Raw genomic sequence first — 26,746 nt, forward strand, 5'->3', positions numbered from 1 at the left:
GCGACGCCGCGATCGGCCGTTCGAGATGACGGTGCGGGGCCGCTGCGGCAGCCGGCCCCGCACCGCGGTGCTGTTCGCCGCTTGGCTGCGGCGAGGCGCGCGTCAGTACTTGCGGTCGGCGAGCACGGCCTGCGCAGCCTCGGGCGAGTCGAACGCCTCGCTCGGCACGATGATGTACGAGTCGACCGACTCGCCGTCGAGCGTCTTCTCCACCACCTCGAGGGCGGTCTCGCCGAACAGCGGGTTGTACTCGTGCACGAAGCTGAGCTTGCCGTCGGCGAGCGCCTCCATGGCGGACTTGGTGCCGTCGATGGTGGCGATCTTGACGTCGACGCCCGGGGTGAGTCCGGCCTCTTCGACCGCCTGCGCCGCGCCGAGGCCCATCTCGTCGTTCTGGGCGAAGATGAGCTGCACGTTGTTGTTGTTCGCCTTGAGCAGCGTCTCGGTGACGCTCTTGCCCTCCTCGGCCGACCAGTTCGCGGTCTGCGCGGCGACCTCGACGAGCTTCGAGCCGTCGACGGCCGAGTCCCAGCCCTCGTTGCGCTCGTTGACCACGCCGACGCCGGCGGGGCCTTCGAGGGTGATGTAGTTGCCGCCATCGGGGAACTGTTCGACGGCCCAGGCGCCGACCGCGGCGGCGACCTCGACGTTGTCGGGCGCGATGCGGGTGACGTAGAGGCTGTCGTCGTCGGGCTCGATGCCGCGGTCGAGCAGGATGACGGGGATCTCCGCCTCCTGCGCACGCTCCAGCGAGTCCTCCCAGCCGGATGCCTCGGTGGCGGACAGCAGGATGACGTCGACGCCCTCGTCGACGAATGACGTGAACGCGTCGATCTGCGACTTCTGGTCGAGGTTGGTCGCGGGGGCGTACTTCAGGTCGAAGCCGGCGTCCTTGGTGAACGTGTCCTGGATGTTGGTCTCGTTCGCCTCGCGCCAGGCCCCCTCGGGGCCGACCGCGACGAAGCCGACGGTGATGAGGTCGCCGTCGCCGGACGAGCCTTCGCCGCCCCCTCCGCTGGAGCACGCGGCAAGACCGATGCTCAGCGCGCCGACGGCCGCCAGGCCGAGGAACTTCGCGTATCGCCTCTGAACTGACATGAGATCTCCTCCTTGAGATCCGGCGCCGTGCGCCGGGCTGCGTACGTCCGCGAAGCGGACATCCGGGTGATTGCAGGACGCCAGATGCGTGCCGCTGGCTGCCGATGTTACCGGGAACAAAATCTGCCGCACAAGGACCGATGTTCCCGGGAACATAACGATCCGGCAACCGTCCGGACAGCCCGATCCGAGGGCTCTAGGCGTCGTCCTCGTCGTCGGCAGCGATCATCTCGATGATGGTGTCGACGCTGAGCCCCGGACCGTTGCTGACCTCGCCGATCTTCCGCCGGTCCTTCAGAATCACGATCCGATCGCTGAGCCGCACCACCTCGTCGAGCTCCGACGAGATGAACACCACCGCCATCCCCTCGCGCGCCAGCTCCGCCACGCGCGCCTGGATCTCGACCTTCGCCGAGATGTCGACCCCGCGGGTCGGCTCGTCGAGCACGAGCACGTGCGGCCTCGTCGCGAGCCACCGCGCGAGCAGCACTTTCTGCTGGTTGCCGCCGGAGAGCTGCCGCGCGGGGGCATCCGGACCCGGCGCGACGATGAGGAGCGACTCCATGAACCGCTCGACCAGCGCGTCGCGCTCGGCGCGCGAGATCGGCCGCGCCCACCCCCGCATCCCTTGCAGCGCGAGGATGATGTTGTCGCGGACGCTCAGCTCCTCGATGATGCCGCCGTCCCGCCGGTCCTCGCTGGCGTACGCGACCCGCCGCCGCAGCGCGGCCGCCGGGTTGGGCAGCGCGGCCTCGCGGCCGTCCACCCGGATCGTTCCGGAGTCGCGACGGGCCACACCCGAGAGCAGCTGCCCCAGCTCGCTCCGGCCCGACCCGCGCAATCCGCCGAAGCCCACCACCTCGCCCCGGTGCAGTTCGAGGTCGGTCGCCTCGAACTCGCCTCGCCGTCCCACGCCGGTCGCCTGGTACACCGGCTCACCCGTCGGATCCACGCGATGCGCCCGGCGCTCCGACCCGATGCGCCGCAGCTCGGTCAGGTCTTTGCCGATCATCTTCGAGATGAGCACCGCCCGGTCGAGCTCCCGGGTGCGGTACTCGCCCTGACCGACCGCGTCGCGGAGCACGGTGATGCGGTCGCTGATCGCATAGACCTGCTCGAGGAAGTGGGAGACGAAGAGGATCGCGACGCCGTGATCGCGAAGTCTGCGGAGGGCGCGGAAGAGGGTCGCCACCTCGTCGGCGTCGAGGCTCGACGTCGGCTCGTCGAGGACGAGCACCTTCGGATGCGTCACCATCGCCCTCGCGATCGCGACGAGCTGCTGGATGGCCGGGGGCAGCGTGGAGACGGCGCGCTTCGGATCGAGGTCGCCGAGGCCGAGCTCGTCGAGCACCTCGACCGCGCGACTCCGGGTCCGCCGCCACGAGATGCCCGACCAGCCGCGCTCCTCGTGGCCGATCATCACGTTCTCCGCGATCGAGAGGTTGCCGCACAGGTCCACGTCCTGGAACGCGGCAGCGATGCCGGCCGCCTCGGCCGCCGCGGGCCCGGCGAGCACGACCGGCTCGCCGTCGACGCGCAGTTCGCCGCCGGCGATGCGGTACGCCCCCGTGAGGGCCTTCACGAGCGACGACTTCCCGGCGCCGTTCCCGCCCATCAGGGCATGGATCTCGCCCGGGAACAGGCGGAAGTCGATCCCGCGCAGCACGGTCGTCTCGTCGATCATGACGGTGACGCCCGTCATCTCGACGATGGGCGACGCCGAGGCATCCGTCGTGCTCATGACGACCTCGGGGCAGCGGTCGAGGAGCGGGTGATCAGCTGGCTCGGGATCTTCGAACGCTGCGGGATCTCGCGACCCTCGAGCGCGGCGCGGAGCACCTCCATCGCCTTCATGCCGAGCGCGTGGAAGTCCTGCCGGACGGTCGTGAGGGGCGGGATGAAGTGACGCGAGAGCGGGAGGTCGTCGAATCCCACGATGCTGACGTCTTCCGGCACCCGGATGCCGCGGTCGTGGAAACCGTGGACCACGCCGAACGCCATCTCGTCATTGGCGACGAACATCGCGGTGTACTCGGGAACGCCCTTCAGGCCGATCGCGTAGTCGTAGCCGAAGTCCGCGGTCCAGTCGCCGACGACGATCGGGCGCGCCTTCAGCCCCCACTGCTCAACGCGCGTGTGGAACGCGCGCTCGCGGCCGCGCGCGTCGAGCCAGTCGAGCGGGCCCGCGAGATGCAGGATGTCGCGATGCCCGAGCGAGACGAGATGGTCGACGGCGAGCGTGGTGCCGAGCTGCTGGTCGACACTCACCGTGAGGAAGTTCGGATCCTTGGCGGCCTTCACGACGAGGACGGGCACGTCGATCGAGATGCGGCGCAGCGCCGAGACGGAGGAGGAGCGCGGGGCGACGATGCACAGCGCGTCGACGCCCTCGGCGATGAGGTGGCTGACCGCACCCTCTGGCGTGAGATTCGCGTCGTCCTGCATGGCGACGGATGCCACGGAGTAGCCGCTCGACCGCGCGGCGAGCTCGAGGCCGCGCAGCGTGCTGGTCGGCCCGAACTCGACCGAGCTGTCGACGATCACGCCGATGCGCTGCGTGCGCTGGGTCGCCAGCGCCCGCGCCGCGCTGTTCGGCTTGAAGTCGAGCTCCTCGATGACGTCGAGGACGCGCTGACGGGTTGCGGGTCGGATGTTCGGGTGTCCGTTCAGCACCCGGGAGACGGTCATGTGGGACACCCCGGCGAGCGCGGCGACCTCGCGGATGCCGAGCTTCTCGGGGCGCTCGCCCGTCTCCAGGTCACTCACGGCACCAGCCTATGGCGTCAGCAAGATGGCGGACCTGCGCCGGTCGGGCACGGATTCGCGGCGGGCGGCACGGTGCCCGAACCGCGTGTTCGCCGGCGCGAGCCGGCGCGGCCTCAGTGGACGAGCATCCGATCCAGGAGCCGGTCGATGAGACCCGGCGCTCGCGCGACGAGGCGGGCATCAGCGAGCATCGCCTGGGCGAGACCGGATGCCGCCGCGACGATGAGCCGTGCGTCGGCCTCCGCCGTGGAGGGATCCGCACCGGCCAGGACGACCTGCTGACACACGAGATCCTGAAGATAGCCGGACGCGTCCGCGGCGTCATCAGAAGGTGTCTCCGCGGCCGTGCTCGTGATCTCGGCGAAGAAGAACGCGTCGAGGACCATGGTGTCTTCTCGGCGGGCGACGTCGATCGGCAGGAGCTCGAGCAGGATCGCCCGGATGACCTCGGCAGGGCGCGAGTCGCCGGCGAGCTCGGACACTGCGCGCTGCATCCGCTGAGCGGCGTCGGCGGCGACCGCTGCCCGGGTGGCTCGAAGCACGTCCTCCTTCGACCCGAAGTAGTACTGCACGAGGCGGACCGAGAGCCCGGCTTCGGTCGCGATGGATCGGAAGGTCGCAGCGCGCAGGCCATCGCGCGCGACGACCTGCCGCGCCGCGTCGGTGATCTGCCGCCTGCGCTGATCGTGGTCGGCTGGCTTGGGCACCGCTTCATGATACGCTCATACCATCGTTTTGGTACACGTGTATCATAGGGAGTGAGCATGGCACGCCCGAGGGTTGGAAGATTCGTCAGCGCGACCGCGCGCGATGCCTACGCCGCGGCGTACGAGTCGGTCCGGAGCCTCTGGCCTCTTCCGGCGCATTCGCTCGACGTCCCCACGTCCTTCGGCACGACGCGCGTCACCCGCTCGGGCACCGGCGCTGGGACACCACTGGTGCTGTTCCACGGGCTGAACGGAGCCGGGCCCTCGTGGCACGCCGCGGTCCGAGAGCTCGCCGACGCTCGCGAGGTCTTCGCGGTGGACATCCTCGGGACGGCCGGACGGTCCGTTCAGACCCGAGCGTTCGAAGCCGACGCCGACGTCGGCAGATGGTTCGACGAGGTACTGGCGGGATCGGGCCTCGGCCGCGTCCATCTGCTCGGCGAATCGAACGGGGCATGGGTCGCCTCGGTCGTCGCCATGCACACGCGCTCGACGCCGACGTCCCTGACCCTCATCGAACCCAACGGGTTCATTGCGCGGCCCCGTCTCCGGACGCTGCTGAGGTTCGCCGCCCTGTCGGCCCGGCCCACCGAATCGGGCCTGCGGCGCCTGTCGGACTGGCTCACTCCGGGCGTCTCGCCGACGCCTGAAGAGCAGGAGCTCGCTCGCGCTGCCATGGGCTTCCGGCCGGGCCTCGGTTGGGCGCGGCTTCTGACGGATGACGAGCTCGGGAGGATCGGCTCGCCCACCCTCGCAATTTTCGGGGCGGAGTCGGTGCTGAGCCGACCGGCCGAAGCCGCCGCCCGGCTGCGCGAGACGGTGTCCGACATCGACATCGTGCTTGTTCCGAATGGCGGCCACGCCGTTCACGGCCAATTCCCCGGCCGCGTGCGGCCGGCAGTCCTCGACTTCCTGGCGGCGCACGACCCCGCCGACAGCCGCCTCTGACGTCCAGCCGTTCACCCGCCGATGCGCATGAGGATCGCGGCGGGGATCGAGAGCACCAGCTCTCTCACGCCGACCCAGAATGCGCGGCGGCGGGCCTGTCGCCGCTGCCGTATCGCCAGCCGCAACTCACGTATGCGGTCGGCATATTCCGATTCGTCCTCGGCCGTCAAGCGCGCTGCTCGCATGCCGAGACCTCCCGTCCGGGGCGGATCTTGGTCGCCCTCAGCAGCTCAACGAACGAGTTGCGACGTTTTCGACATGCCGGCCGCCGGGCAACACAATCCGGCGACCCGGGGTCAGCCCTCGAGGTCGGAGAACTGCCGGTTGCTCGCCATGAACGCGGAGACGACCGGACACTCAGCGGTCACCTTGAGACCGCGCGACCGGAAGTCGTCGAGGACATCGGCGATGAACGCTCCGGCGATTCCACGGCCGCGGAACTCCGGATCGACCGTCGTCGCGACGACGATCACTCGCCCCGCTTCTTGGCGGAACCGGATGCTCGCGATCTCACGGTCACCGAGCGTCGCGGAGTAGACCGGTCGACCGTCCAGGCGATGCACCGCGATCTCCTGCTCGGTTTCCGCCGACGGTGTGTCGACGTCGCGCAACGCTCCTGCGGTCACCTCGTCGATCAGGTCGGCGGTTCCCTCGTCGAGGAAGCCGGCCCCGTCGGGATACCCCGCGCCGTCCGGGTACTCCAGCCGGAATCCGTCAGCTGCCGTGCTCATATCCGCTCCATTCCTGAGGGTCCGGCGGCGGGTGGGACCAGTCGCGGTCTGCTTGGCGCAACCCTGAAGGCCGCCTGAAACCCGGTGCTCCCGCTCTTACCTCGCGACTCGGCCGAACCCCTTCTCGAAGAGAATGACCGTGGCGCGCGGCGGTTTGTGACAGTCCAGCTCACAGCGAACCGGCGTGGATCCCAGAGGATCCACGCCGGTTCACTCACGCATGACGACTCAGAAGTCCCAGTCCTCGTCCTCCGTGTTGACGGCCTTGCCGATGACATACGACGAGCCCGACCCCGAGAAGAAGTCGTGGTTCTCGTCGGCGTTCGGGGAGAGCGCGGAGAGGATCGCCGGGTTCACGTCCGTGACGGACTTCGGGAACATCGGCTCGTAGCCGAGGTTCATGAGGGCCTTGTTGGCGTTGTAGTGCAGGAACTTCTTCACGTCCTCGGTCAGGCCGACGCCGTCGTAGAGGTCCTGCGTGTACTGCACCTCGTTGTCGTAGAGCTCGTACAGCAGCGAGAAGGTGTAGTCCTTGATGTCGTCGCGCTCGGCCTGGCTCACGAGCTCGAGTCCGCGCTGGAACTTGTAGCCGATGTAGTAGCCGTGCACGGCCTCGTCGCGGATGATGAGGCGGATGAGGTCGGCCGTGTTGGTGAGCTTCGCCCGCGACGACCAGTACATCGGCAGGTAGAAGCCGGAGTAGAACAGGAAGCTCTCGAGGAGGGTCGAGGCGACCTTCCGCTTCAGGGGCGAGTCGCCACGGTAGTACTCCATGACGATCGAGGCCTTCTTCTGCAGGTTCTCGTTCTCGACCGACCAGCGGAACGCGTCGTCGATCTCCTTCGTCGAGCAGAGCGTGGAGAAGATCGACGAGTAGCTCTTGGCGTGCACCGACTCCATGAACGCGATGTTGGTGTACACCGCTTCCTCGTGCGGGGTCAGCGCGTCGGGGATGAGCGCGACCGCGCCGACCGTGCCCTGGATGGTGTCGAGCAGGGTGAGCCCCGTGAACACCCGCATGGTGAGCACCTGCTCCTCGGGCGTCAGCGTGTTCCACGACTGCACGTCGTTCGACAGCGGCACCTTCTCGGGCAGCCAGAAGTTGCCGACGAGCCGGTTCCAGACCTCGAGGTCCTTGTCGTCCTGGATCCGGTTCCAGTTGATCGCGTTGACGTGGTCGATGAGCTTGATCTTGCCGCCGTGCGCGGGGTCGTTCTTGGCCGAGTTCACCGGGTCGGTGAGAGTCATCCGTCTAGTCCTTCAGTCCTGGCGTGGCATCCGAGAAATTGAGCAAAGCTCACAGCATGCAGCTGACGCACTCCTCGAGGTTGGTCCCCTCGAGCGCGAGCTGCCGCAGCCGGATGTAGTAGATGGTCTTGATGCCCTTCTTCCACGCGTAGATCTGCGCCTTGTTGATGTCGCGCGTGGTGGCCGTGTCCTTGAAGAACAGCGTGAGCGAGAGGCCCTGGTCGACGTGCTGCGTCGCCGCGGCGTAGGTGTCGATGACCTTCTCGTAGCCGATCTCGTAGGCGTCCTGGTAGTACTCCAGGTTGTCGTTCGTCATGAACGCGGCCGGGTAGTAGACGCGGCCGAGCTTGCCTTCCTTGCGGATCTCGATCTTCGACGCGATCGGGTGGATCGACGCCGTCGAGTTGTTGATGTACGAGATCGAGCCGGTCGGCGGCACCGCCTGCAGGTTCTGGTTGTAGATGCCGTGCTCGCGAACGGATGCCTCGAGCTCGCGCCAGTCCTCCTGCGTGGGGATGTGCACGCCCGAGGCGTCGAACAGCTCCTGCACGCGCGCAGTCGCCGGCGTCCACTCCTGGTCGGTGTACTTGCGGAAGAACTCGCCCGAGGCGTACTTCGAGTCCTCGAAGCCCTCGAACGTCTCGCCGCGCTCGATCGCGATCTTGTTCGACGCGCGCAGCGCGTGGAACAGCACCGTGTAGAAGTAGATGTTCGTGAAGTCGATGCCTTCTTCCGAACCGTAGAAGATCCGCTCGCGGGCGAGGTAGCCGTGCAGGTTCATCTGGCCGAGGCCGATGGCGTGCGACTTGTCGTTGCCGTCCTCGATGGAGCGCACCGACGAGATGTGCGACTGGTTCGACACGGAGGTGAGGCCGCGGATCGCCGTCTCGACGGTCTTGCCGAAGTCGGGCCCGTCCATCGTCAGCGCGATGTTCAGCGAACCGAGGTTGCAGCTGATGTCCTTGCCGATCTGGTCGTACGAGAGGTCCTCGTTGTACGTCGTCGGGGTGTTGACCTGCAGGATCTCCGAGCACAGGTTCGACATGTTGATGCGGCCCTTGATGGGGTTCGCCTTGTTCACCGTGTCTTCGAAGACGATGTACGGGTAGCCCGACTCGAACTGGATCTCGGCGAGGGTCTGGAAGAACTCGCGCGCGTTGATCTTCGTCTTCTTGATGCGGGCGTCGTCGACCATCTCGCGGTAGTGCTCGGTGATCGGCACGTCGCCGAACGGCTTGCCGTAGACGCGCTCGACGTCGTACGGCGAGAAGAGGTACATGTCCTCGTTGTTCTTCGCGAGCTCGAACGTGATGTCGGGCACGACGACGCCGAGGGAGAGCGTCTTGATGCGGATCTTCTCGTCGGCGTTCTCGCGCTTGGTGTCGAGGAACCGCATGATGTCGGGGTGGTGCGCCGAGAGGTACACCGCGCCGGCGCCCTGGCGCGCGCCGAGCTGGTTGGCGTAGCTGAAGGAGTCCTCCAGCAGCTTCATCACGGGGATGATGCCCGAGGACTGGTTCTCGATCTGCTTGATCGGCGCACCCGACTCGCGGATGTTCGACAGCAGCAGCGCGACGCCGCCGCCGCGCTTGGAGAGCTGGAGCGCGGAGTTGATGCCGCGGGCGATCGACTCCATGTTGTCTTCGATGCGGAGCAGGAAGCAGGAGACGAGCTCGCCGCGCTGCGCCTTGCCCGTGTTGAGGAAGGTCGGGGTGGCGGGCTGGAACCGGCCGCCGATGATCTCCTCGACGAGGTCGATCGCGAGCTGCTCGTCGCCCTGCGCGAGGCCGAGGGCGGTCATCACGACGCGGTCTTCGAAGCGCTCGAGGTAGCGCTTGCCGTCGAAGGTCTTCAGCGTGTAGCTCGTGTAGTACTTGAACGCGCCGAGGAAGGTCTCGAAGCGGAACTTCTTCGAGTACGCCAGGTCGTTGAGCTTGGTGATGAACTCGAACGAGTACTGGTCGAGCACGTCCTTCTCGTAGTACTCCTTCTCTACGAGGTAGTCGAGGCGCTCCTTGAGGGAGTGGAAGAAGACCGTGTTCTGGTTGACGTGCTGCAGGAAGTACTCCCGCGCCGCTTCCCGGTCTTTCTCGAACTGGATCTTGCCGTCGGGGCCGTAGAGGTTCAGCATCGCGTTCAGAGCGTGGTAGTCCATCGCCTGGCGCGGCGCCTCCATGAGCGCTACGCCGTCAGTTGCGGTTGCGTGTGCCAAAATGCGTCCAATCCCTCGTCGACGGCGCGGACGTCGTCGGGTGTTCCGAATACTTCGAAGCGGTACAGGTGGGGCACGCCCGTCTTCGCGGCGATGATGTCGCCGGCGAGGCCGTAGGCGGTGCCGAAGTTGGTGTTGCCGGCGCTGATCACGCCGCGGATGAGTGCGCGGTTCTCGGGGTCGTTCAGGAACCGGATGACCTGCTTCGGGACGGCGCCCTTGCCGTCGCCGCCACCGTAGGTGGGCACGACGAGCACGAAGGGCTCGTCCGCGTGCAGCGGTTCGTCACGCGCATGCAACGGGATGCGGGCCGCGGGGCGGCCGAGCTTCTCGATGAAGCGCTGCGTGTTCCCCGAGACGCTCGAGAAGTAGACCAGGTTCGTCATGGCATCCTCTGCGTCATCCCGTGGTCTCGATGCGGCCGGCGGCTTCCGCCCGCCCGCGCCGAGACCCGGGAAGCGGGGACCTACGCCAGGCGGGAGGCCAGTTCGGCGATCTTGTCGGGACGGAAGCCGGACCAGTGGTCTTCGTCGGTGATGACCACCGGCGCCTGCTGGTACCCGAGCTCTTTGACGTGCGCGAGGGCGCTCTCGTCGACAGACAGGTCGAGCACCTCGTACTCGATTCCCTTGCTGTCGAGGGCGCGATACGTCGCGTTGCACTGAACGCAGGAAGGCTTCGTGTAGACCGTGACCGTCATGTGGTTCCCCTCGTCGTTTCGTGGCTCCTGGAGGAGCCGATTCCCCCGGTGGTGCTGGTGGTGCGTGGTGTTCTTCAATACTACATCTTGTGTTCGCCCAAGAGAACGACCCCAAGATGCAGTAGTTACATTCATGTAGTTTTCCACCGGATCATCCACAATCCATCCCCAGCCGGATGCCCCGGTGACCGGCGGATTCTCAAGGGCGAGCCGCTGGTTATCCACACCTGGAACGAATCGCAGATTCTCGGATGTGGATGGAATCCCCGGCGTGTCGCGGCGTGTCGCCGACCCCGACACCTGGGGCGATGACCCGCCCCGGACCCCTACATATGGTGTTGTGAGACTCATCGTGCCACCACCCGCCGACATCGCCGGATGCCTCGTCCGCGTGTCGCGGCCGGCATCCGGCACCGCGTCGTCGACGTGTCCCGCACGCCCCTGGATCGGCACGGAACCCCCTCGCGCGCGGCATCCGATCGGCATACCCTGACGGTGCACGCGAGGGGGCGAGATGACCGAATACGTGACCAGTGCCGACGGCACGCGCATCGCATTCGACCGCGAGGGAGCGGGCCCGCCGGTGATCCTCGTCGACGGGGCGTTCCAGTTCCGCGCCTTCGACCCGGCCACCGCCGAGCTGCAGCGGCTGCTCGCCGAACGCGGCTTCGAGGTCGTGCGCTACGACCGCCGCGGCCGCGGCGAGAGCCCGGCCGATCCGCCGATCACCCTGGCTCAGACGCTCGACGACCTGCGCGCCCTCGTCGACGAGCTCACCGAGGGCACCGACGACGCCGTCGCGCTCGTCGGCAACTCCTCCGGCGGGTCGATCGCCCTCGCCGCCGCCGCTGCCGGGCTCCCGGTCTCGAAGCTCGTCGTCTTCGAGGTGCCGCTCGACGAGGAACTCGGCACCGACGGCGCCGACTCGCTCGCCGGCCTGCGCGAGCACCTCGCCGCGGGCGATGCCGACGCGACCATCCGCTACTTCATGCACGGCATGCCGCCCGAGTGGGTCGAGGGCGCGAGGCGGAGCGACGCATGGCCGGTGATGACCGGGCTCGCGGCGAGCCTCGAACCCGACACCGAGTCGCTGGCGTGGACGCAGTCCGCGGCCCGCTCAGCGCTCTGGGCCGGCATCGCCGCACCGACGCTCGTCCTCGTGGGCACCGAGACGCTCGACGTCATGCGTCCGGCCGCCGAGTCGCTCGTGGCGAACCTGCCGCACGCCGAACTCCGCGAGATCGAGGCATCGGATCACCGGTGGGAGCCGCGCTCGATGGCGCTCACCATCGCGGAGTTCCTCGTCGGCTGAGCAGCGGCGGCGGGCGCCCGAGATCCGGCGAGCGCGATCCAGAGCAGCACCACCGCGGCGAGCGCGGGCAGCGGCGCGAAGCCGATGACGAGCGCCACGCCGACCCCGACGATGCCGGCGGGCACCGCCAGCCAGACCGGCACGCGGACCCGCGTGCGGGGTGCCGCGACGCTTCGGCCCGTGCCGCCTCGCTCGAACCGGGCGAACACCCGCACGAGCAGGGCGGTCGCGACCGCAGCGCCCACGAGCCACAGCGGGCGGCTCATCCACCACTCGGGCGTGAGCGGCACGGGCAGCGCGACTCCGGCGACCTCGTGCAGCACCAGCAGCCCGGCCGCCAGACCGACGAACGCGGGCAGGTGCCAGAGGTAGAGGGTCATCCCCCACTCGCCGAACCGGCCGACGAGCGCAGCCGGCGCCGGCCGCACCGCCCAGCTCCGCAGCCGGTCGCGCACCAGCGAGAACAGCGCGAGCTGCGCCACGCCGAGCAGCACGAGCGCGACGGTCGGCGGGTTGAGGTTCTGGAACAGGTCGGGCGTATAGGGGCCCGCGAGCGTGATCACGAGGAGCACAGCCACGGCGACGGCGGCGACGAGGAGGCGCGTGCGACGAGGCATCCGATCGACCCGGCCCTCGGCGAGGAGAAAGCCGAGCTGCTGCACCAGCAGCCACACGAAGAGCAGGTTCGCGAAACCGATGCCCTCGACGCCCGTCGCGAAGCGGAGCACGTCGACCGCCAGCACGGCCGCGAGGAGCGCGCCGAAGGTGACGAGCGGATACCGCTCGTGCAGGCGCGCCATCGCGGGCACGAGCGCGGTACAGGCGAGGTAGACCGCGAGGAACCACAGCGGCTGACCGATGCGGAAGCCCGCCGTGGCGACCACCTCCGCCGGCACGCCCGCGAGCACCAGGCCGGCGAGCGCGGTGGCCACGACGACGACCAGCGCGATGGCCGGCCGCACGAGCCGGGCGAGTCGCCCGCGCACGAACTCGGCCGGCGTGCCGCCCCGTTCCCGCAGCCGGTGCCACGCCGTCCAGCCGGCGTACCCGCCGATGACGAAGAAGAGGGGCATGACCTGCACGATCCAGGTGGCGGGTGCGAACCCCGCCCAGCCCTCCATGGCGTTCTCGAGGACGGGCCCGTCGGGTCCGACGCTCACACCGACCATCATCGCGTGCAGCACGAACACGACGACGAGGCATGCGGCACGCGCGGCGTCGATGCCGGCGTCGCGTCCGGAGCGGCCGGCAGCCGCCACCCTCTCCGGCTCGGAAGGGTCCGCCGGGGCGGCCCGGCCTGCGATCAGCGTCACGGGAGGCTCCTCACCCGGGCGGCGTCTCCGCCCTGCCCGGGCAGGTTAGGAACGCGGTACCGAGCCGGGCATCACCCGCCGGAGCCGTTCGCGCCCCCTACCCCGGTACGGGCGGCTCCCGGTCGGGGCGGCTCAGGTGCCGGGGCGGACCAGACCCGTGTCGTAGGCGAAGACGACCGCGTGGACCCGGTCTCGAAGCCCGAGCTTCTGGAGGATCTTGCTCACGTGCGTCTTCACCGTCTGCTCGGCGATGAACAGCTCGGCCGCGATCTCCTGGTTCGAGCGGCCGCGGGCGACGAGCTCGAGCACCTCGCGCTCGCGGGCGGTGAGGGAGGCCAGGAGATGCTCGTCGACGGCCGGCGCGGGAGCCTGCTGCGCCACCTCCTCGATGAGCCGGCGTGTGACGCTCGGCGCGAGCAGCGCCTCCCCCGCTGCGATGACCCGCACCGCGCGCGCGACCTCGTCGGGCAGCGCGTCTTTCAGGAGGAATCCGCTCGCCCCCGCCCGGAGCGCCGCATGCACGTACTCGTCGATGTCGAAGGTGGTGAGCATCAGCACCCTCGGCACGTAGTCGCTCGAGCGCGGCGGGGTCTGCAATGCGGAGGTCGCGTCGATGCCGTTCATCCCGGGCATCCGCACGTCCATCACGACGACGTCGGGCCGGAGCTCGTGGGCGAGCCGCACCGCCTCGGCGCCGTCGGCGGCCTGCCCGACGACGCTGATGCCGTCCTGCGCGTCGAGCACAGCCGCGAACCCGGCGCGCACCATCGCCTGGTCGTCGGCGATGAGCACGGTGATCGTCACGGAGCCTCCCGTCGTGCGGTGGTCGATGCCGCGGCTCGCGCGCCCCCGGGGAGCACCGCGCGCACCCGGAACCCGCCGCCGACGACGGGACGCGCCTCGAGCGCGCCGCCCGCGAGGCGGGCGCGCTCGCGCATGCCGACGAGTCCGTGACCCGGCCGGCTCACACCGCCGCCGACCCCGTCGACGTCGGGGGCCGATCCAGCGGCACCCACTTCGGCGTCCGTCGGCTCGACGCCATCGGATGCCCCGGACCGGGCGACCGACGCATCGTTGACCACCTCGACCACGACGCGTCCGTGCTCCTCGACCACGGTGACCGTCGTCGTGGCGCCGGGCGCATGGCGCAGCACGTTGCTGAGGGCCTCCTGCACGATGCGGTACGCGGCCTGCCCGACGACCGTGCCGCCGGGGAGGTCGCGCTCGATGAACGCCGTCACCGGCAGGCCGGCGTGCCGGACGCTCGCGACGAGCGCGTCGAGGTCGTCGATGCCGGGCTGCGGCGCGGTCGCGGCATCCGCATCGGGATCGCGCAGCACAGCCAGCAACTCCCGCATCTCGGCCATCGCATCGCGGGCCCCCTGCGCGATCTCGGCGAACTCCCCGGCGACCGCCGGGTCGAGCCCCGGCAGCCGGTACGGCGCACTCGTGGCCTGCACCTGGATCACCGACATGCGGTGCGCGACGACGTCGTGCAGGTCGCGGGCGATGCGCGTGCGCTCCTCCGCGATGAGCCGCCGCTCGTGCTCGACGGCGCCGGCCCGGCGCTCCTCGTCGATCGCGACGGCGAAGCGGCGCTGGCTGACGGCGATGGCGCGGCCGACGCCGAGGGCCATCGCGGTGATCGCCGCGCTCGTGACCAGGTTCGCCACGACGCCCTCTGGCGTGGTGCCGCGGTCGGGCAGGAACGCGAGGCCGAGCGGCACGGCGATCATGCCCGCCCAGAGTGCGAGCGAGACGAGGGCGTGGCTGCGCCAGGCGAGGAAGCCGACGAGCAGCGTCAGGAGGATGATCTGCGGCACGCTCACGGGCCACGGCGTGCTGGCCGGCGCCGCGCCGAACAGGCCGAAGAGCGCCTGCCCGACGAGGAACGCGGCCACCGCGATCCACGGCCAGCGCAGGGCGAGCGGCAGGCTTCCGGCCTGCAGCAGCGCGATCGCGAAGGCGATGGCGACGTGCACGCCGTAGATGGTCGCGTCGAGCGGCACCGAGACCGCGAAGAGCGGCACCGCGGCGCTGATGACGATGAACCCGAGGATGATCGTCGACGGCCACGCGTCGCTGTCGATGAGCCTGCGTCGCGGGGCGGCCGAATCCGGCTCTCCATCGACGGCCGCTCCGGGGGCCGTCGGGCGCGGCGGCTCGGGCGGCAGCGGCGGCTCGGGGGCCGGGCGCGACCGCGGCGGCTCGGGCGAGTGCGGTGGTTCGGGCGCGGTGGTGGCGATCATGTCCCCAGCCTGTTCGTCACCACCCGGCGGCGCATCCCTCCGGTGAGCCATTCCGTCCCCCTACCGTCGTACCGGGCTCCCCCCGCTCGGCGCGCCGGCGGACGGGGCATCCGTCAGTTCTTCGCGGCCTTCGCGGCCGCCTTCGCCGCCTGCTTGGTCGCGCGCACCTTGGCGAGCGACTCGGGGCTCACGATGTCGGCGACCGAGCGGAACGAGCCCTCTTCGCCGTAGGCGCCGGCCGCCTCGCGCCAGCCGGGCGCCTCGAGGCCGCACTGCTTGCCGAGGAGCGCGAGGAAGATCTTCGCCTTCTGCTCGCCGAAGCCGGGCAGCGCCTTCAGCCGCTTCAGCACCTCGGCGCCCGTCGGCTCGCCCCTGGTCCAGATGGCGGATGCCTCGCCGCCCCAGTCGTCTCGCACGGCCGCGGCGAGCGCCTGCACGCGTCCCGCCATCGATCCGGGGTAGCGGTGCACGGCCGGCGGCTGGCGGAACAGCTCGACGAGCCGGTCGGGGTCGGTCGAGGCGATGGTCGCCGGGTCGACCGTGCCGAGGCGGTCGCGGATCTTCTGCGGGCCCGCGAACGCGGTCTCCATGGCGACCTGCTGGTCGAGCAGCATGCCGACGAGGAGCGCGAACGGGTCGGAGCCGAGCAGCTCGTCGGCGGCCGGGTCATCCGTGATGTGCAGTGCCATGCGCCCATCCTCCCACCGGCGATTCCGTCGCCAAAGCGGACGGAAACCGGCCGGATGCTTCGCGACACTGGCCGTACGCGGTCGGATGGACCCACCGCACCTCGTCGAAGGGATCGCACTCATGGACTGGAAGATCGAACTCATCTTCGTGCCCGTCACCGACGTCGACCGCGCGAAGGCGTTCTATGTCGACAAGCTCGGCTTCAACGCCGACTACGACCAGCGGGTCACCGAGAGCCTGCGATTCGTGCAGCTGACCCCGCCAGGCTCCGCCTGCTCGATCGCGATCGGCGAGGGCCTCGGCAGCACGATCGAGCCGGGGTCGCTCGATGTCATCCAGGTGGTGATCCCCGACGCAGATGCCGCGCTCGCCGAACTCCGGGCCAAGGGCGTCGAGGCCGACGGCGTCGACGAGCAGGCCTGGGGCCGCTTCGTCACGCTGAAGGACCCCGACGGCAACCGCTGGACGCTCCAGCAGCTGCCGCCGCGGGACTGAGCGCCGCCCGCTCAGCCGTGCGGCGGCGCGGTGCTCGCGCGCACCACGAGCTCGGGCACCAGCGCCGGCCGCACCGCGTCGGCCGGGGCGCCGTCGAGCGCGGCCAGCACCGCCGCCATGATGTCGCGGCCGAGGCGGTCGAAGTCCTGCCGCATGGTCGTGAGCGGCGGCGCGAAGAACGCCGCCTCGGGGATGTCGTCGAAGCCGATGACGCTCAGCCGCTCGGGCACCGCCACGCCGGCCTCGCGGCACGCCGCGAGGAGCCCGAGCGACATCTGGTCGTTGCCGACGAACACGGCGGTCGCCTGCTCATCGGCGAGCAGCGCCCGCCCCGCGGCGTAGCCGGAGCCGGGCAGCCAGTCGCCGGGCAGCGCCTGCGAGGCCGGCAGGCCGTGGCGGCGGAGCACGTCGGCCCAGCCGCGGCGCCGCTCGGCGGCATCCATCGAATCGGCCGGCCCCGTGACGTGCCGGATCTCGCGGTGCCCGAGCGCGATGAGGTGCTCGGTCGCCGCCACCGCGCCCGCGTACTGGTCCATCGACACCCGGTGCAGGCCCGGCTCCTCCTCGGAGGCCACCGCCACGATCGGCAGCCCGGCGTCGATGCCTCGGAAGATCTCCACGGCCTCGCGTTCGCCCGAGATGACGACGATCGCCTCGACGCGCTGCAGCACGAGCCGGTGCACCGCCTGCGTCAACGGTTCGGCATCGACCGCTCGCATGCTGACCTGGCTGACCGTGTATCCGCCGGCGCGGGCGGCCTCGTTGAAGCCGAGGGCCGCGCTCGACGGGCCGTAGTCGGGCCGGCCCGCCTGGATGAGCCCGATCTGCCCCGACCGACGGTTCGCCATGGCCCGCGCCGTCGGGGAGGGCGCGTAGTTCAGTTCCGCGATCGCCTGCTCCACCCGCTGCCGGGTCGCCTCGGCGACCCCGCTCCGCCGGTTCAGCACGCGCGAGACGGTCATGTGCGAGACCCCGGCGCGGCGGGCGACGTCGAACATGGTCGGCACCGACGACGAGACGGATGCCCCGGCCGCGGCATCCGCCCGGCTCGTGGCATCCGTCTCGGTCATCAGACCATCCTCGCGTACCCGGCCGCGCTCAGAGGCCCTGCGCGAGGCGGTAGTACGCCTGGTTCCAGCGCACCTCGCGCTGGAACCCGCGGATCGTGGTGTCCTCGTCGATCACGAGCAGCTCGACGCCCGCCATCTCGGCGAAGTCGCGGAACACGTCGACGCCGACTGCGGTCGTCATGACCGTGTGGTGGGCGGCGCCGGCCGTGAGCCACGCGGTGGTCGAGGTCTGGAAGTCGGGCGCCGGCTTCCAGATCGCGCGGCCAACGGGCAGCTTCGGCAGCGGCTCGCGCGGCGCGACGTTCTCGACCACGTTCGCCGTGAGGCGGAACCGGTCGCGCATGTCGGAGAGTGCGACGACGACCGCGGGGCCGGGGCCGGCGGTGAAGACCAGGCGCACCGGGTCCTCCTTGCCGCCGATGCCGAGCGGGTGGATCTCGAGCGACGGCTTCTTCGTGGTGATCGAGGGCGCGACCTCGAGCATGTGCGCACCGAGGATGAGTTCGTCGCCCGGCGTGAGGTCGTACGTGTAGTCCTCCATGAGGGTCGCCCCGCCGGGCAGGCCGGCGCCCATCACGTTCGCGATGCGCACGAGCACCGCGGTCTTCCAGTCGCCCTCCGCGCCGAAGCCGTAGCCCTCGGCCTGCAGGCGCTGCACCGCGAGGCCCGGCAGCTGGCGCAGCGCGCCCAGGTCTTCGAAGCTCGTCGTGAACGCGCCGAAGCCGCCCTCCTCGAGGAACGAGCGGAGGCCGAGCTCGATCGCGGCGCCGTAGCGCAGCGAGTCGTGTCGCGCGCCGCCCCGGCGGAGCTCGGGCGCGACGTCGTACTCGTCCTCGTAGACCGCGACCAGCTCGTCGATCTCGGCGTCCGACGCCGCGTGCACCGCGTCGGCCAGCTCGTTCACGCCCCACGTGTTCACCTGCACGCCGAACCGCAGCTCGGCCTCGGTCTTGTCGCCCTCGGTCACCGCGACGAAACGCATGTTGTCGCCGAAGCGCGCGAGCTTCAGGTCGCGGGATGCCGCGAGCCCCGCCGCCGCCCGCTGCCACGTGCCGAACTCGCGCTGCACGCGCGGGTCGCTCGCGTGGCCGACGATCGTCTTCCGCGGCACGCCGAGCCGCGACTGGATGTAGCCGAACTCCCGGTCGCCGTGGGCGGCCTGGTTCAGGTTCATGAAGTCGAAGTCGATCTCGCCCCAGGGCAGCTCGACGTTCGCCTGCGTGTGCAGGTGCGCAAGCGGCTTCTGCAGCGCATCGAGACCCGCGATCCACATCTTCGCCGGGCTGAACGTGTGCATCCAGGCGACGACGCCGATGACGTTCGGCGCGGCGTTCGCCTCGAGCATGACGCGCTTGATCGCGGCGGAGTCGGTGAGCACCGGCAGCCAGACGACCTTCACGGGCACGTCGCCGGCGGCGTCGAGGGTCTCGGCGACGGTGCGCGACTGGTCGGCGACCTGGCGCAGGGTCTCCTCGCCGTAGAGGTGCTGGCTGCCGGTGAGGAACCAGACCTCGTAGCCGTCGAGCGAGGTGGTGAGCGGGGTGCGGGGCATGGGATCTCCTGGTGCGAGTCGTGGGTGGTCGGTGGGGACGGGTCAGTCGCGGCGGCTCGGGCTGGGCTCGGGTCGCCGTTCAGAGTGCCGTGACCGCGGCGGCCTCGGCCGCGAGGCCGGCCCGGTAGCGGTCGAGGTAGGCGGCGAAGCCGGCGACATCCTCGGCCGCGGGTTCGACGGTCTCGAAGCCCGCCTCGGCGAAGACGCGCCGGTCGAGGTAGTCGCCGAGCGGCAGATCGGCCTCGGCGAGGTAGGACGCGAGCACCGCGATGCCCCACGCCCCACCCTCGGACGCGGTCTCTCCCACGGCGACGGGCGCGTCGAGCGCCCCGGCGAGGAAGCGCTGGGCGACGCCCGCGGTGCGGAAGATGCCGCCGTGGGCGAACATCCGGTCGAGCTCGACGCCTTCGCCCCCGAGCACGCGCATGCCGAGCGCGAGCGTGCCGTACACCCCGTAGAGCTGGGCGCGCATGAAGTTGCCGAGGGTCAAGCGGCTGTCGGGCGTGCGGACGACCATGGGCCGACCCTCGTCGAGGCCCGCGATGGGCTCGCCCGCCAGCGTGTTGTACGCGAGCAGCCCGCCGGCGTCGGGCTCGCCTGCGAGCGCCTCGCGGAACAGCACCTCGAACACCGCGTCGGAGCCCGCCGGCTGCCCGGCGGCCTCGGCGAACCGGCCGAACAGGCCAGCCCACGCGGCGAGCTCGCTCGCGCCGTTGTTGCAGTGCACCATCGCCACCGGGTCCCCGGCGGGCGTCGTGACCAGGTCGAGTTCGTGGTGCGCGTGCGCGAGCGGGCGCTCGAGCACGACCATCGCGAAGATGCTGGTGCCCGCGCTGACGTTGCCGGTCCTCGGCGCGACCGAGTTGGTCGCCACCATGCCGGTGCCGGCGTCGCCCTCCGGCGGGCAGAACGGGATGCCGGGGCGCAGCGCCCCCGTCGGGTCGAGCAGCGCCGCGCCCTCGGCCGTCAGCTCGCCGGCCGCCCGGCCCGCGGGCAGCACCTCGGGCAGGAGATCGCGAAGCCGGAGCGGCAGCGCGGTGCCCGCGACCAGCTCGTCGTACGAGTCGAGCAGGGCCGCGTCGTAGTCGGTCGCGGCCGAGTCGATCGGGAACATGCCGGATGCGTCGCCGACGCCGAGCACCTTCCGGCCGGTGAGCCGCCAGTGCACGTAGCCCGCGAGGGTCGTGAGGAACGCGATCTGCGGCACGTGCGGCTCCTCGTCGAGCACCGCCTGGTGCAGGTGCGCGATCGACCAGCGGAGCGGGATGTTGAGCCCGAAGCGCGCGCTGAGCTCCGCCGCGGCCGGGCCGGTCGACGTGTTCCGCCACGTGCGGAACGGCACGAGCAGCTCGCCCTGAGCGTCGAAGGCGAGATAGCCGTGCATCATGGCGGAGACACCCACGGCCCCGAACGTCTCGGGCACCGCTCCGTATCGGCGCTGGACGTCGGCGACGAGGTCGGCGTACGCCGCCTGCAGCCCCGACCAGACCGCCTCGAGCGAATAGGTCCAGCGCCGGTCGACGAACGCGTTCTCCCACTCGTGGCTGCCGACCGCGAGCACCTCGGTCGGCCGGTCGGCGTTGACCAGGCAGGCCTTGATGCGGGTCGAGCCGAGCTCGATGCCGAGTGATGTGCGGCCGGCGAGGATGGCCTCCGTCGTGGCATCCGTCGGGGTCTCGGTGGGTTCGCTCATCGTGGCGCCTCTCCGCTCTGGCCGGCCGGGCCGGCCCGTCGTGCGTCTCCGGCCTGGCCGTAGACGTTCTGGTACCGGTCGTACAACCGATCGATCGAGTCCTGCGGAATCGGGATCAACGGCCCCGCCTCACGCGCCAGATGCACCGTCCGCGCGACATCCTCGACCATCACCGCAGCCTTGACCGCATCCTTCGCACTCGCCCCGATCGTGAACGGCCCGTGATTTTGCATCAACACCGCCCGCGACCGATGCCCCCGCAACGTCTCCACGATCCCCCGACCGATCGAATCATCACCGATGATCGCGAACGGCCCCACCGGAATCGGACCCCCGAACTCATCCGCCATCGCCGTGATCACACACGGGATCTCCTCACCCCGCGCCGCCCACGCCGTCGCATACGTCGAATGCGTATGCACCACACCCCCCACCTCGGGCATGTTCCGATACACATACGCATGCGCCGCCGTATCACTCGACGGCGACCGCTCAGCCCCAGGCGTGCCCTCGACCACGTTCCCGTCCAGATCGCACAAGATCATGTTCTCCGGCGCCAACTCGTCATACGACACCCCAGACGGCTTGATCACGAACAACTCCGCACCAGGCACCCGACCCGACACGTTCCCACCCGTCCACACCACCAGGCCATACCGCGTCAACTCCCCATGCAGGGCCGCAACGTCCGCGCGCACCTGCGCGATCGCCGCCTCGATCTCGGATGTGGACTCCATTGGCTCTCCTCGGATGGCCGAGTGCCCGCCGCCTCCACAGCAGCGGGCACTCGTTCGCGCGAACATGTCGATGTTAGCGCTAACGAAGCTGCGAGCCAACCCGCGCCCGACACCGCCGGCACGCACGACGACAGGCCCCCGCCTTGCGGCGAGGGCCCGTCGGGACCGTGGGACCTTCGGTCGGGTCAGCGACCGCCGGAGCGGCGCTTGTTGTACACGTCGAAGGCGACCGCGAGCAGCAGCACCAGACCCTTCACGGCCTGCTGCCACTCGATGCCGATGCCCATGATCGACATGCCGTTGTTCAGCACGCCGATGATCAGACCACCGATGATCGCGCCGCCGATCGTGCCGACGCCGCCCTGCACCGCCGCGCCGCCGATGAAGGCGGCCGAGATGGCCTCGAGCTCGAACCCGTCGCCGGCCTTCGGACCCGCGAGGTTCAGACGCGCGGTGAAGATGAGGCCCGCGAGCGCGGCGAGCACGCCCATGTTGACGAACAGCCAGAAGTCGACCCGGCGGGTCTTGATGCCCGACAGCTCGGCCGCGTGGCGGTTGCCGCCGATGGCGTAGATGTGGCGGCCGAACACGGTGCGGTTCATCACCACGCCGTAGACGAGCACGAGCACGGCGAGCACGATGAGCGTGATCGGGATGCCCTTGTACGAGGCGAGCGCGTACGCGAAGAAGGCGATCGCGGCCGAGACGAGGACGAGCTTCGTGATGAACCACGTCATCGGCTCGACGTCCTGGCCGTACTTCTGGCGGCCGCGGCGGGTGCGCACCTGCTGCACGACGAGCGCGATGATCGCGAGCGCGCCGACGCCGAGGGTCAGCGGGTCGAGCTCGAACTCGCCGAACACGTTCGAGAGGAAGCCGTTGCCGAGCGCACGGTACTCGGTCGGGAACGAGCCGATGTTCGCGTTGCCGAGCACGACGAGCGCGAGACCGCGGAAGATGAGCATGCCCGCGAGCGTCACGATGAACGCCGGAATGCCGACGTATGCGATCCAGAAGCCCTGCCAGACGCCGACGAGCGCGCCGATGGCGAGCGAGAGGATGATCGCGAGCCACCACGGCAGGCCCCACTGCACCGCGAACACGCCGGAGCAGGCGCCGACGAACGCCGCCACCGAGCCCACCGACAGGTCGATGTGGCCGGCGATGATGACCATCACCATGCCGATCGCGAGCACGAGGATGTACCCGTTCTGCACGATCAGGTTCGAGATGTTCTGCGGCCGAAGCAGGATGCCGTCGGTGAGGATCGAGAACAGCACGACCACCGCGATGAGCGCGATGAAGATGCCGTTCTTGCCGAGGTCGCCGAGCACGTGGCTGAGCCACGCGGTGAACTTGTTGTCGACCGGGTTGATGTTCGCACCGGCGGCGGTCGACTCGCCGGTCGGCCCCGTGGGCGTCTGGGTCGGGGTGGGATTCGTCATCGGATGTCTCCTGGGATGCGGGTCCGCGTACGCGGGGTCAGCGGGGCTTTTCCATGGTCATGAGCTTGAGCATCGCCTCGGGCGTGGCCTCCTCGATCGGAAGCTCCCCCGTGATGCGGCCCTCGGAGAGGGCGTACACGCGGTCGCAGATGCCGAGCAGCTCGGGCAGCTCGGAGGAGATGACGATGATGCCCTTCCCCTCGGCCGCGAGGCGGTTGATGATCGTGTAGATCTCGTACTTCGCGCCGACGTCGATGCCGCGCGTCGGCTCGTCGAGGATGAGCACGTCGGGGTCGGAGTAGATCCACTTCGACAGCACGACCTTCTGCTGGTTGCCGCCCGAGAGCTTGCCCGTCTTCACCAGCACGTTCGGCGCCTTGATGTTCATCGAGCGCTTGAACTCGGTGGCGACCTTGTACTCCTCGTTGTCGTGGACGAGGCCGCCCTTCTCGAGCTTCTTCAGCGACGCCATCGAGATGTTCCGCTTGATGTCCTCGATGAGGTTGAGCCCGTAGGTCTTGCGATCCTCGGTGGCGTACGCGAGGCCGTTCTCGATCGCCTCGGACACGGTGCGGGTTTTGATCTCCTGACCGCGGAGGAACACCTTGCCCGAGATCTTCGACCCGTAGGAGTGGCCGAAGAGGCTCATCGCGAACTCGGTGCGCCCGGCGCCCATGAGGCCGGCGATGCCGACGATCTCGCCAGCGCGCACGTGCAGGTTGACGTTGTCGACGACGACGCGCGAGGTGTCCTGCGGGTGGTGCGCGGTCCAGTCCTCGACGCGCAGCAGCTCCTCGCCGAGGTGGGGCGTGTGGTCGGGGTAGCGGTGCTCGAGGTCGCGGCCCACCATGTCCTTGATGATGCGGTCTTCCGTGACCTCGGACTTCGCGATCGTCTCGATCGTCTTGCCGTCGCGGATGACGGTGACCGAGTCGGCGACCTTCTTGATCTCGTTCAGCTTGTGGCTGATGATGATCGACGTGATGCCCTGCCCCTTCAGGTGCAGGATCAGGTCGAGCAGGTGGTCGGAGTCCTCGTCGTTGAGGGCGGCCGTGGGCTCGTCGAGGATGAGGAGCTTGACCTCCTTCGACAGGGCCTTGGCGATCTCGACGAGCTGCTGCTTGCCGACGCCGATGTCCATGATCTTGGTGGTCGGGTTCTCGCGGAGCCCGACCCGGGCGAGCAGCTTGGATGCCTCGAAGTTGGTCTTGTTCCAGTCGATGAGGCCGCCGCGACCGGTCTGCTCGTTGTTCAGGAAGATGTTCTCGGCGATCGAGAGGTAGGGGCTGAGCGCGAGCTCCTGGTGGATGATCACGATGCCCTTGGCCTCGGAGTCGCCGAGGTCCTTGAACTCCACGACCTCGTTCTCGAAGACGATGTCGCCGTCGTAGGTGCCGTGGGGGTAGACGCCCGACAGCACCTTCATGAGGGTGGACTTGCCCGCGCCGTTCTCGCCGCAGATGGCGTGCACTTCGCCGCGCTGCACCTCAAGGTGGACGTTCGAGAGCGCCTTCACACCGGGGAAGGTCTTCGTGATGCCGCGCATCTCGAGAATGTTGGTGGTCATCCTTGCTCCTGCTCCGTTGCCGAGTGACGAGACCTGCCGGTGGGGGAAGCGTAGTCCCCCCACCGGCCGGTCTGCGCAGACGGACTAGCCGTCGATCTCTTCCTGGGTCCAGTAGCCGCTGTCGACCAGGACCTCGGTGATGTTGTCCTTGACCACGATCACCGGGTCGAGGAGGTACGACGGCACGACCTTCACGCCGTTGTCGTACGTCTCGGTGTCGTTGACCTCGGGCTCCTCGCCGTTCAGCAGGGCGGTCGCCATGTCGACGGCCACCGAGGCGAGCTCACGCGTGTCCTTGAAGATGGTCGCGTACTGCTCGCCGCTGTTGATCGCCTTGACCGAGTCGAGCTCGGCGTCCTGGCCGGAGATGATCGGCCAGCCGTCGCCGACGGTGTAGCCGGCGTCGGTCAGGGCGGAGATGATGCCGCGCGAGATGCCGTCGTAGGGCGAGAGCACCGCGTTCACCTTCGAGCCGTCGGAGTAGTCCGCGGTGAGGATGTCCTCCATGCGGCTCTGGGCGGTCTCGCCGTCCCAGCGGAGCGTGGCGACCTGCTCGATGTCGGTCTGGCCCGACTTCACGACGAGGGTGCCCTCGTCGATGTACGGCTGGAGCACGCTCATGGCGCCGTCGAAGAAGAAGAAGGCGTTGTTGTCGTCCAGCGAACCGGCGAACAGCTCGATGTTGAACGGGCCGGCGGGCGCGCCGTCGGTCGGGTTGCCCTCGAGGTCGGTGAGGCCGAGGCCGTTCAGCACCGACCACGCCTGCTGCTCGCCGACCTTGAAGTTGTCGAAGGTGGCGTAGTAGTCGACGTTCTCCGAGTCGCGGATGAGGCGGTCGTAGGCGATGACGGGGATGTCGGCGTCGGCCGCGGTCTGCAGCACCTCCGACAGCGTGGTGCCGTCGATCGAGGCGATGATCAGCGCCTCGGCGCCCTTGGTGATCATGTTCTCGATCTGCGAGACCTGGGTGGGGATGTCGTCCTCGGCGTACTGCAGGTCGACCTTGAAGCCCTGCTCCTCGAGCTGCTCCTTGACGGCGTCGCCGTCCTGGATCCAGCGCTCCGAGCTCTTGGTGGGCATCGCGACGCCGATGAGGCCGCCGTCGCCGCCGCCCTCGCCGCCGCCGTTGCCGCCGCCCGAGCACGCGGCGAGCGCGAGCATCGAACCGGCCGCGATCGTCGCGAGGAGCACCTTCTTCGCGTTCTTCACGGTGTGTCCTTTCACTGTGTCAAATGGACGTCGTTGTCTTGGTGACAGTCGGATCCGGCCACGTCCATGCAAGCCGTCTCCCTCGCGCCAACCGTGCGGTGGCAGCAAGTCTCATGTGGGGGCCGCGCCGGTGGCTCCGGCGGTGGCCCGTCGTGCGTCTCCGGCCTGGCCGTAGACGTTCTGGTACCGGTCGTACAACCGATCGATCGAGTCCTGCGGAATCGGGATCAACGGCCCCGCCTCACGCGCCAGATGCACCGTCCGCGCGACATCCTCGACCATCACCGCAGCCTTGACCGCATCCTTCGCACTCGCCCCGATCGTGAACGGCCCGTGATTCTGCATCAACACCGCCCGCGACCGATGCCCCCGCAACGTCTCCACGATCCCCCGACCGATCGAATCATCACCGATGATCGCGAACGGCCCCACCGGAATCGGACCCCCGAACTCATCCGCCATCGCCGTGATCACACACGGGATCTCCTCACCCCGCGCCGCCCACGCCGTCGCATACGTCGAATGCGTATGCACCACACCCCCCACCTCGGGCATGTTCCGATACACATACGCATGCGCCGCCGTATCACTCGACGGCGACCGCTCAGCCCCAGGCGTGCCCTCGACCACGTTCCCGTCCAGATCGCACAAGATCATGTTCTCCGGCGCCAACTCGTCATACGACACACCAGACGGCTTGATCACGAACAACTCCGCACCAGGCACCCGACCCGACACGTTCCCACCCGTCCACACCACCAGGCCATACCGCGTCAACTCCCCATGCAGCCGGGCGACCTCGGCGCGGACACGCGCGATGGCGACCTCGATCTGCGGCCCGAACGTGCTCATCGCGGGCCCTCCACGGTCGTGCGGGCGAGGCGGTCGCCGGGGCGATGCTCGTGCGCGACGGGGGCGGCGGACACGTGGACTCCTTCGTCAGGGGCGGTGCGATGGGGCGTCGGCCGGTGAGCGGTCGGGATGCCTCGTGCCCGGGCTGTTCG

At 69.5% G+C, this 26,746-nt stretch carries 25 protein-coding genes; 3 read left to right on the forward strand and 22 right to left on the reverse strand.

Annotation, left to right across the window (positions count from 1 at the left end; translation table 11 throughout):
* Positions 1–102 precede the first annotated feature (102 nt).
* From ABIQ69_RS14000 to ABIQ69_RS14015, 4 genes are all read right to left on the reverse strand, one after another.
* Positions 103–1,098 carry a substrate-binding domain-containing protein gene (locus ABIQ69_RS14000; RefSeq protein ID WP_350347741.1) on the reverse strand — a complete coding sequence of 332 codons (996 nt, stop codon included), beginning with the start codon at positions 1,096–1,098 and terminating at the stop codon, positions 103–105.
* Between the two features lie 196 nt (positions 1,099–1,294).
* Complete coding sequence (locus tag ABIQ69_RS14005; RefSeq protein ID WP_350347742.1) at positions 1,295–2,839, reverse strand: sugar ABC transporter ATP-binding protein; 1,545 nt, start codon at positions 2,837–2,839, stop codon at positions 1,295–1,297.
* Positions 2,836–3,864, reverse strand: coding sequence for a LacI family DNA-binding transcriptional regulator (locus ABIQ69_RS14010; protein ID WP_350347743.1), 1,029 nt, complete (start codon positions 3,862–3,864; stop codon positions 2,836–2,838). Before ABIQ69_RS14010 ends, ABIQ69_RS14005 begins: the two co-directional genes overlap by 4 nt.
* A gap of 113 nt (positions 3,865–3,977) precedes the next feature.
* Positions 3,978–4,571 (reverse strand): TetR/AcrR family transcriptional regulator, encoded by a 594-nt coding sequence (locus tag ABIQ69_RS14015; RefSeq protein ID WP_350347744.1) that lies wholly within the window; start codon positions 4,569–4,571, stop codon positions 3,978–3,980.
* A gap of 57 nt (positions 4,572–4,628) precedes the next feature.
* On the opposite strand from ABIQ69_RS14015, the gene ABIQ69_RS14020 reads away from it, so the two are divergent.
* Positions 4,629–5,519, forward strand: a complete 891-nt coding sequence (locus tag ABIQ69_RS14020) for an alpha/beta fold hydrolase (RefSeq protein WP_350347745.1) — start codon at positions 4,629–4,631, stop codon at positions 5,517–5,519.
* 11 nt (positions 5,520–5,530) lie between these two features.
* On the opposite strand, the gene ABIQ69_RS14025 is transcribed toward ABIQ69_RS14020, so the two are convergent.
* From ABIQ69_RS14025 to nrdH, 6 genes are all read right to left on the reverse strand, one after another.
* The gene (locus tag ABIQ69_RS14025) at positions 5,531–5,689 is read right to left on the reverse strand and encodes a hypothetical protein (RefSeq protein ID WP_350347746.1); all 159 of its coding nucleotides are present in this window, start codon (positions 5,687–5,689) and stop codon (positions 5,531–5,533) included.
* Between the two features lie 126 nt (positions 5,690–5,815).
* On the reverse strand, positions 5,816–6,250 hold the full coding sequence (locus ABIQ69_RS14030) for a GNAT family N-acetyltransferase (RefSeq protein WP_350347747.1): 435 nt from the start codon (positions 6,248–6,250) through the stop codon (positions 5,816–5,818).
* 228 nt (positions 6,251–6,478) lie between these two features.
* Positions 6,479–7,498 carry a class 1b ribonucleoside-diphosphate reductase subunit beta gene (gene nrdF, locus ABIQ69_RS14035; RefSeq protein ID WP_350347748.1) on the reverse strand — a complete coding sequence of 340 codons (1,020 nt, stop codon included), beginning with the start codon at positions 7,496–7,498 and terminating at the stop codon, positions 6,479–6,481.
* Between the two features lie 49 nt (positions 7,499–7,547).
* A complete protein-coding gene (gene nrdE, locus ABIQ69_RS14040) occupies positions 7,548–9,653 on the reverse strand; it encodes a class 1b ribonucleoside-diphosphate reductase subunit alpha (RefSeq protein WP_350347749.1) in 2,106 nt (701 codons plus the stop codon).
* Positions 9,654–9,679: 26 nt separating this feature from the next.
* Entirely contained in the window at positions 9,680–10,096 is a 417-nt protein-coding gene (gene nrdI / locus ABIQ69_RS14045) for a class Ib ribonucleoside-diphosphate reductase assembly flavoprotein NrdI (RefSeq protein WP_350347750.1), read from the reverse strand.
* A gap of 80 nt (positions 10,097–10,176) precedes the next feature.
* Positions 10,177–10,410, reverse strand: a complete 234-nt coding sequence (gene nrdH, locus ABIQ69_RS14050; RefSeq protein ID WP_350347751.1) for a glutaredoxin-like protein NrdH — start codon at positions 10,408–10,410, stop codon at positions 10,177–10,179.
* 514 nt (positions 10,411–10,924) lie between these two features.
* Here nrdH and ABIQ69_RS14055 point away from each other — a divergent pair.
* Complete coding sequence (locus tag ABIQ69_RS14055; RefSeq protein ID WP_350347752.1) at positions 10,925–11,722, forward strand: alpha/beta fold hydrolase; 798 nt, start codon at positions 10,925–10,927, stop codon at positions 11,720–11,722.
* On the opposite strand, the gene ABIQ69_RS14060 is transcribed toward ABIQ69_RS14055, so the two are convergent.
* The 4 genes from ABIQ69_RS14060 to ABIQ69_RS14075 form a co-directional block, all read right to left on the reverse strand.
* Positions 11,665–13,035, reverse strand: coding sequence for an acyltransferase (locus ABIQ69_RS14060; RefSeq protein WP_350347753.1), 1,371 nt, complete (start codon positions 13,033–13,035; stop codon positions 11,665–11,667). The two genes, ABIQ69_RS14055 and ABIQ69_RS14060, sit on opposite strands and share 58 nt — an antisense overlap.
* A gap of 132 nt (positions 13,036–13,167) precedes the next feature.
* Positions 13,168–13,839: a response regulator transcription factor gene (locus tag ABIQ69_RS14065; RefSeq protein ID WP_350347754.1), complete on the reverse strand. Its 672-nt coding sequence runs from the start codon at positions 13,837–13,839 to the stop codon at positions 13,168–13,170.
* Positions 13,836–15,284 (reverse strand): sensor histidine kinase, encoded by a 1,449-nt coding sequence (locus tag ABIQ69_RS14070; RefSeq protein WP_350347755.1) that lies wholly within the window; start codon positions 15,282–15,284, stop codon positions 13,836–13,838. The genes ABIQ69_RS14065 and ABIQ69_RS14070 overlap by 4 nt, the downstream gene beginning before the upstream one ends.
* 113 nt (positions 15,285–15,397) lie before the next feature.
* Complete coding sequence (locus ABIQ69_RS14075) at positions 15,398–15,973, reverse strand: HhH-GPD-type base excision DNA repair protein (protein WP_350347756.1); 576 nt, start codon at positions 15,971–15,973, stop codon at positions 15,398–15,400.
* A gap of 121 nt (positions 15,974–16,094) precedes the next feature.
* On the opposite strand from ABIQ69_RS14075, the gene ABIQ69_RS14080 reads away from it, so the two are divergent.
* Positions 16,095–16,469, forward strand: a complete 375-nt coding sequence (locus ABIQ69_RS14080; protein WP_350347757.1) for a glyoxalase superfamily protein — start codon at positions 16,095–16,097, stop codon at positions 16,467–16,469.
* Between the two features lie 11 nt (positions 16,470–16,480).
* Here the strand turns inward: ABIQ69_RS14080 and ABIQ69_RS14085 are convergent, their stop codons facing one another.
* The 8 genes from ABIQ69_RS14085 to ABIQ69_RS14120 form a co-directional block, all read right to left on the reverse strand.
* Entirely contained in the window at positions 16,481–17,539 is a 1,059-nt protein-coding gene (locus ABIQ69_RS14085) for a LacI family DNA-binding transcriptional regulator (protein ID WP_350347758.1), read from the reverse strand.
* 28 nt (positions 17,540–17,567) lie between these two features.
* A complete protein-coding gene (araA, locus tag ABIQ69_RS14090; RefSeq protein ID WP_350347759.1) occupies positions 17,568–19,091 on the reverse strand; it encodes an L-arabinose isomerase in 1,524 nt (507 codons plus the stop codon).
* Between the two features lie 79 nt (positions 19,092–19,170).
* Positions 19,171–20,784 carry an FGGY-family carbohydrate kinase gene (locus ABIQ69_RS14095; RefSeq protein WP_350347760.1) on the reverse strand — a complete coding sequence of 538 codons (1,614 nt, stop codon included), beginning with the start codon at positions 20,782–20,784 and terminating at the stop codon, positions 19,171–19,173.
* Positions 20,781–21,521, reverse strand: coding sequence for an L-ribulose-5-phosphate 4-epimerase (locus tag ABIQ69_RS14100; RefSeq protein WP_350347761.1), 741 nt, complete (start codon positions 21,519–21,521; stop codon positions 20,781–20,783). Before ABIQ69_RS14100 ends, ABIQ69_RS14095 begins: the two co-directional genes overlap by 4 nt.
* 185 nt (positions 21,522–21,706) lie before the next feature.
* The gene (gene mmsB, locus ABIQ69_RS14105) at positions 21,707–22,966 is read right to left on the reverse strand and encodes a multiple monosaccharide ABC transporter permease (protein ID WP_350347762.1); all 1,260 of its coding nucleotides are present in this window, start codon (positions 22,964–22,966) and stop codon (positions 21,707–21,709) included.
* Positions 22,967–23,003: 37 nt separating this feature from the next.
* Positions 23,004–24,533, reverse strand: a complete 1,530-nt coding sequence (gene mmsA, locus ABIQ69_RS14110) for a multiple monosaccharide ABC transporter ATP-binding protein (protein ID WP_350347763.1) — start codon at positions 24,531–24,533, stop codon at positions 23,004–23,006.
* An 84-nt stretch (positions 24,534–24,617) separates the two neighbouring features.
* Positions 24,618–25,694 (reverse strand): multiple monosaccharide ABC transporter substrate-binding protein, encoded by a 1,077-nt coding sequence (chvE, locus tag ABIQ69_RS14115; protein WP_350350024.1) that lies wholly within the window; start codon positions 25,692–25,694, stop codon positions 24,618–24,620.
* Between the two features lie 159 nt (positions 25,695–25,853).
* Positions 25,854–26,594 carry an L-ribulose-5-phosphate 4-epimerase gene (locus tag ABIQ69_RS14120; RefSeq protein ID WP_350347764.1) on the reverse strand — a complete coding sequence of 247 codons (741 nt, stop codon included), beginning with the start codon at positions 26,592–26,594 and terminating at the stop codon, positions 25,854–25,856.
* Positions 26,595–26,746 lie beyond the last annotated feature (152 nt).

The sequence above is a fragment of the Agromyces sp. G08B096 genome, from assembly GCF_040267705.1.
In the GTDB taxonomy this organism is placed as follows: domain Bacteria; phylum Actinomycetota; class Actinomycetes; order Actinomycetales; family Microbacteriaceae; genus Agromyces.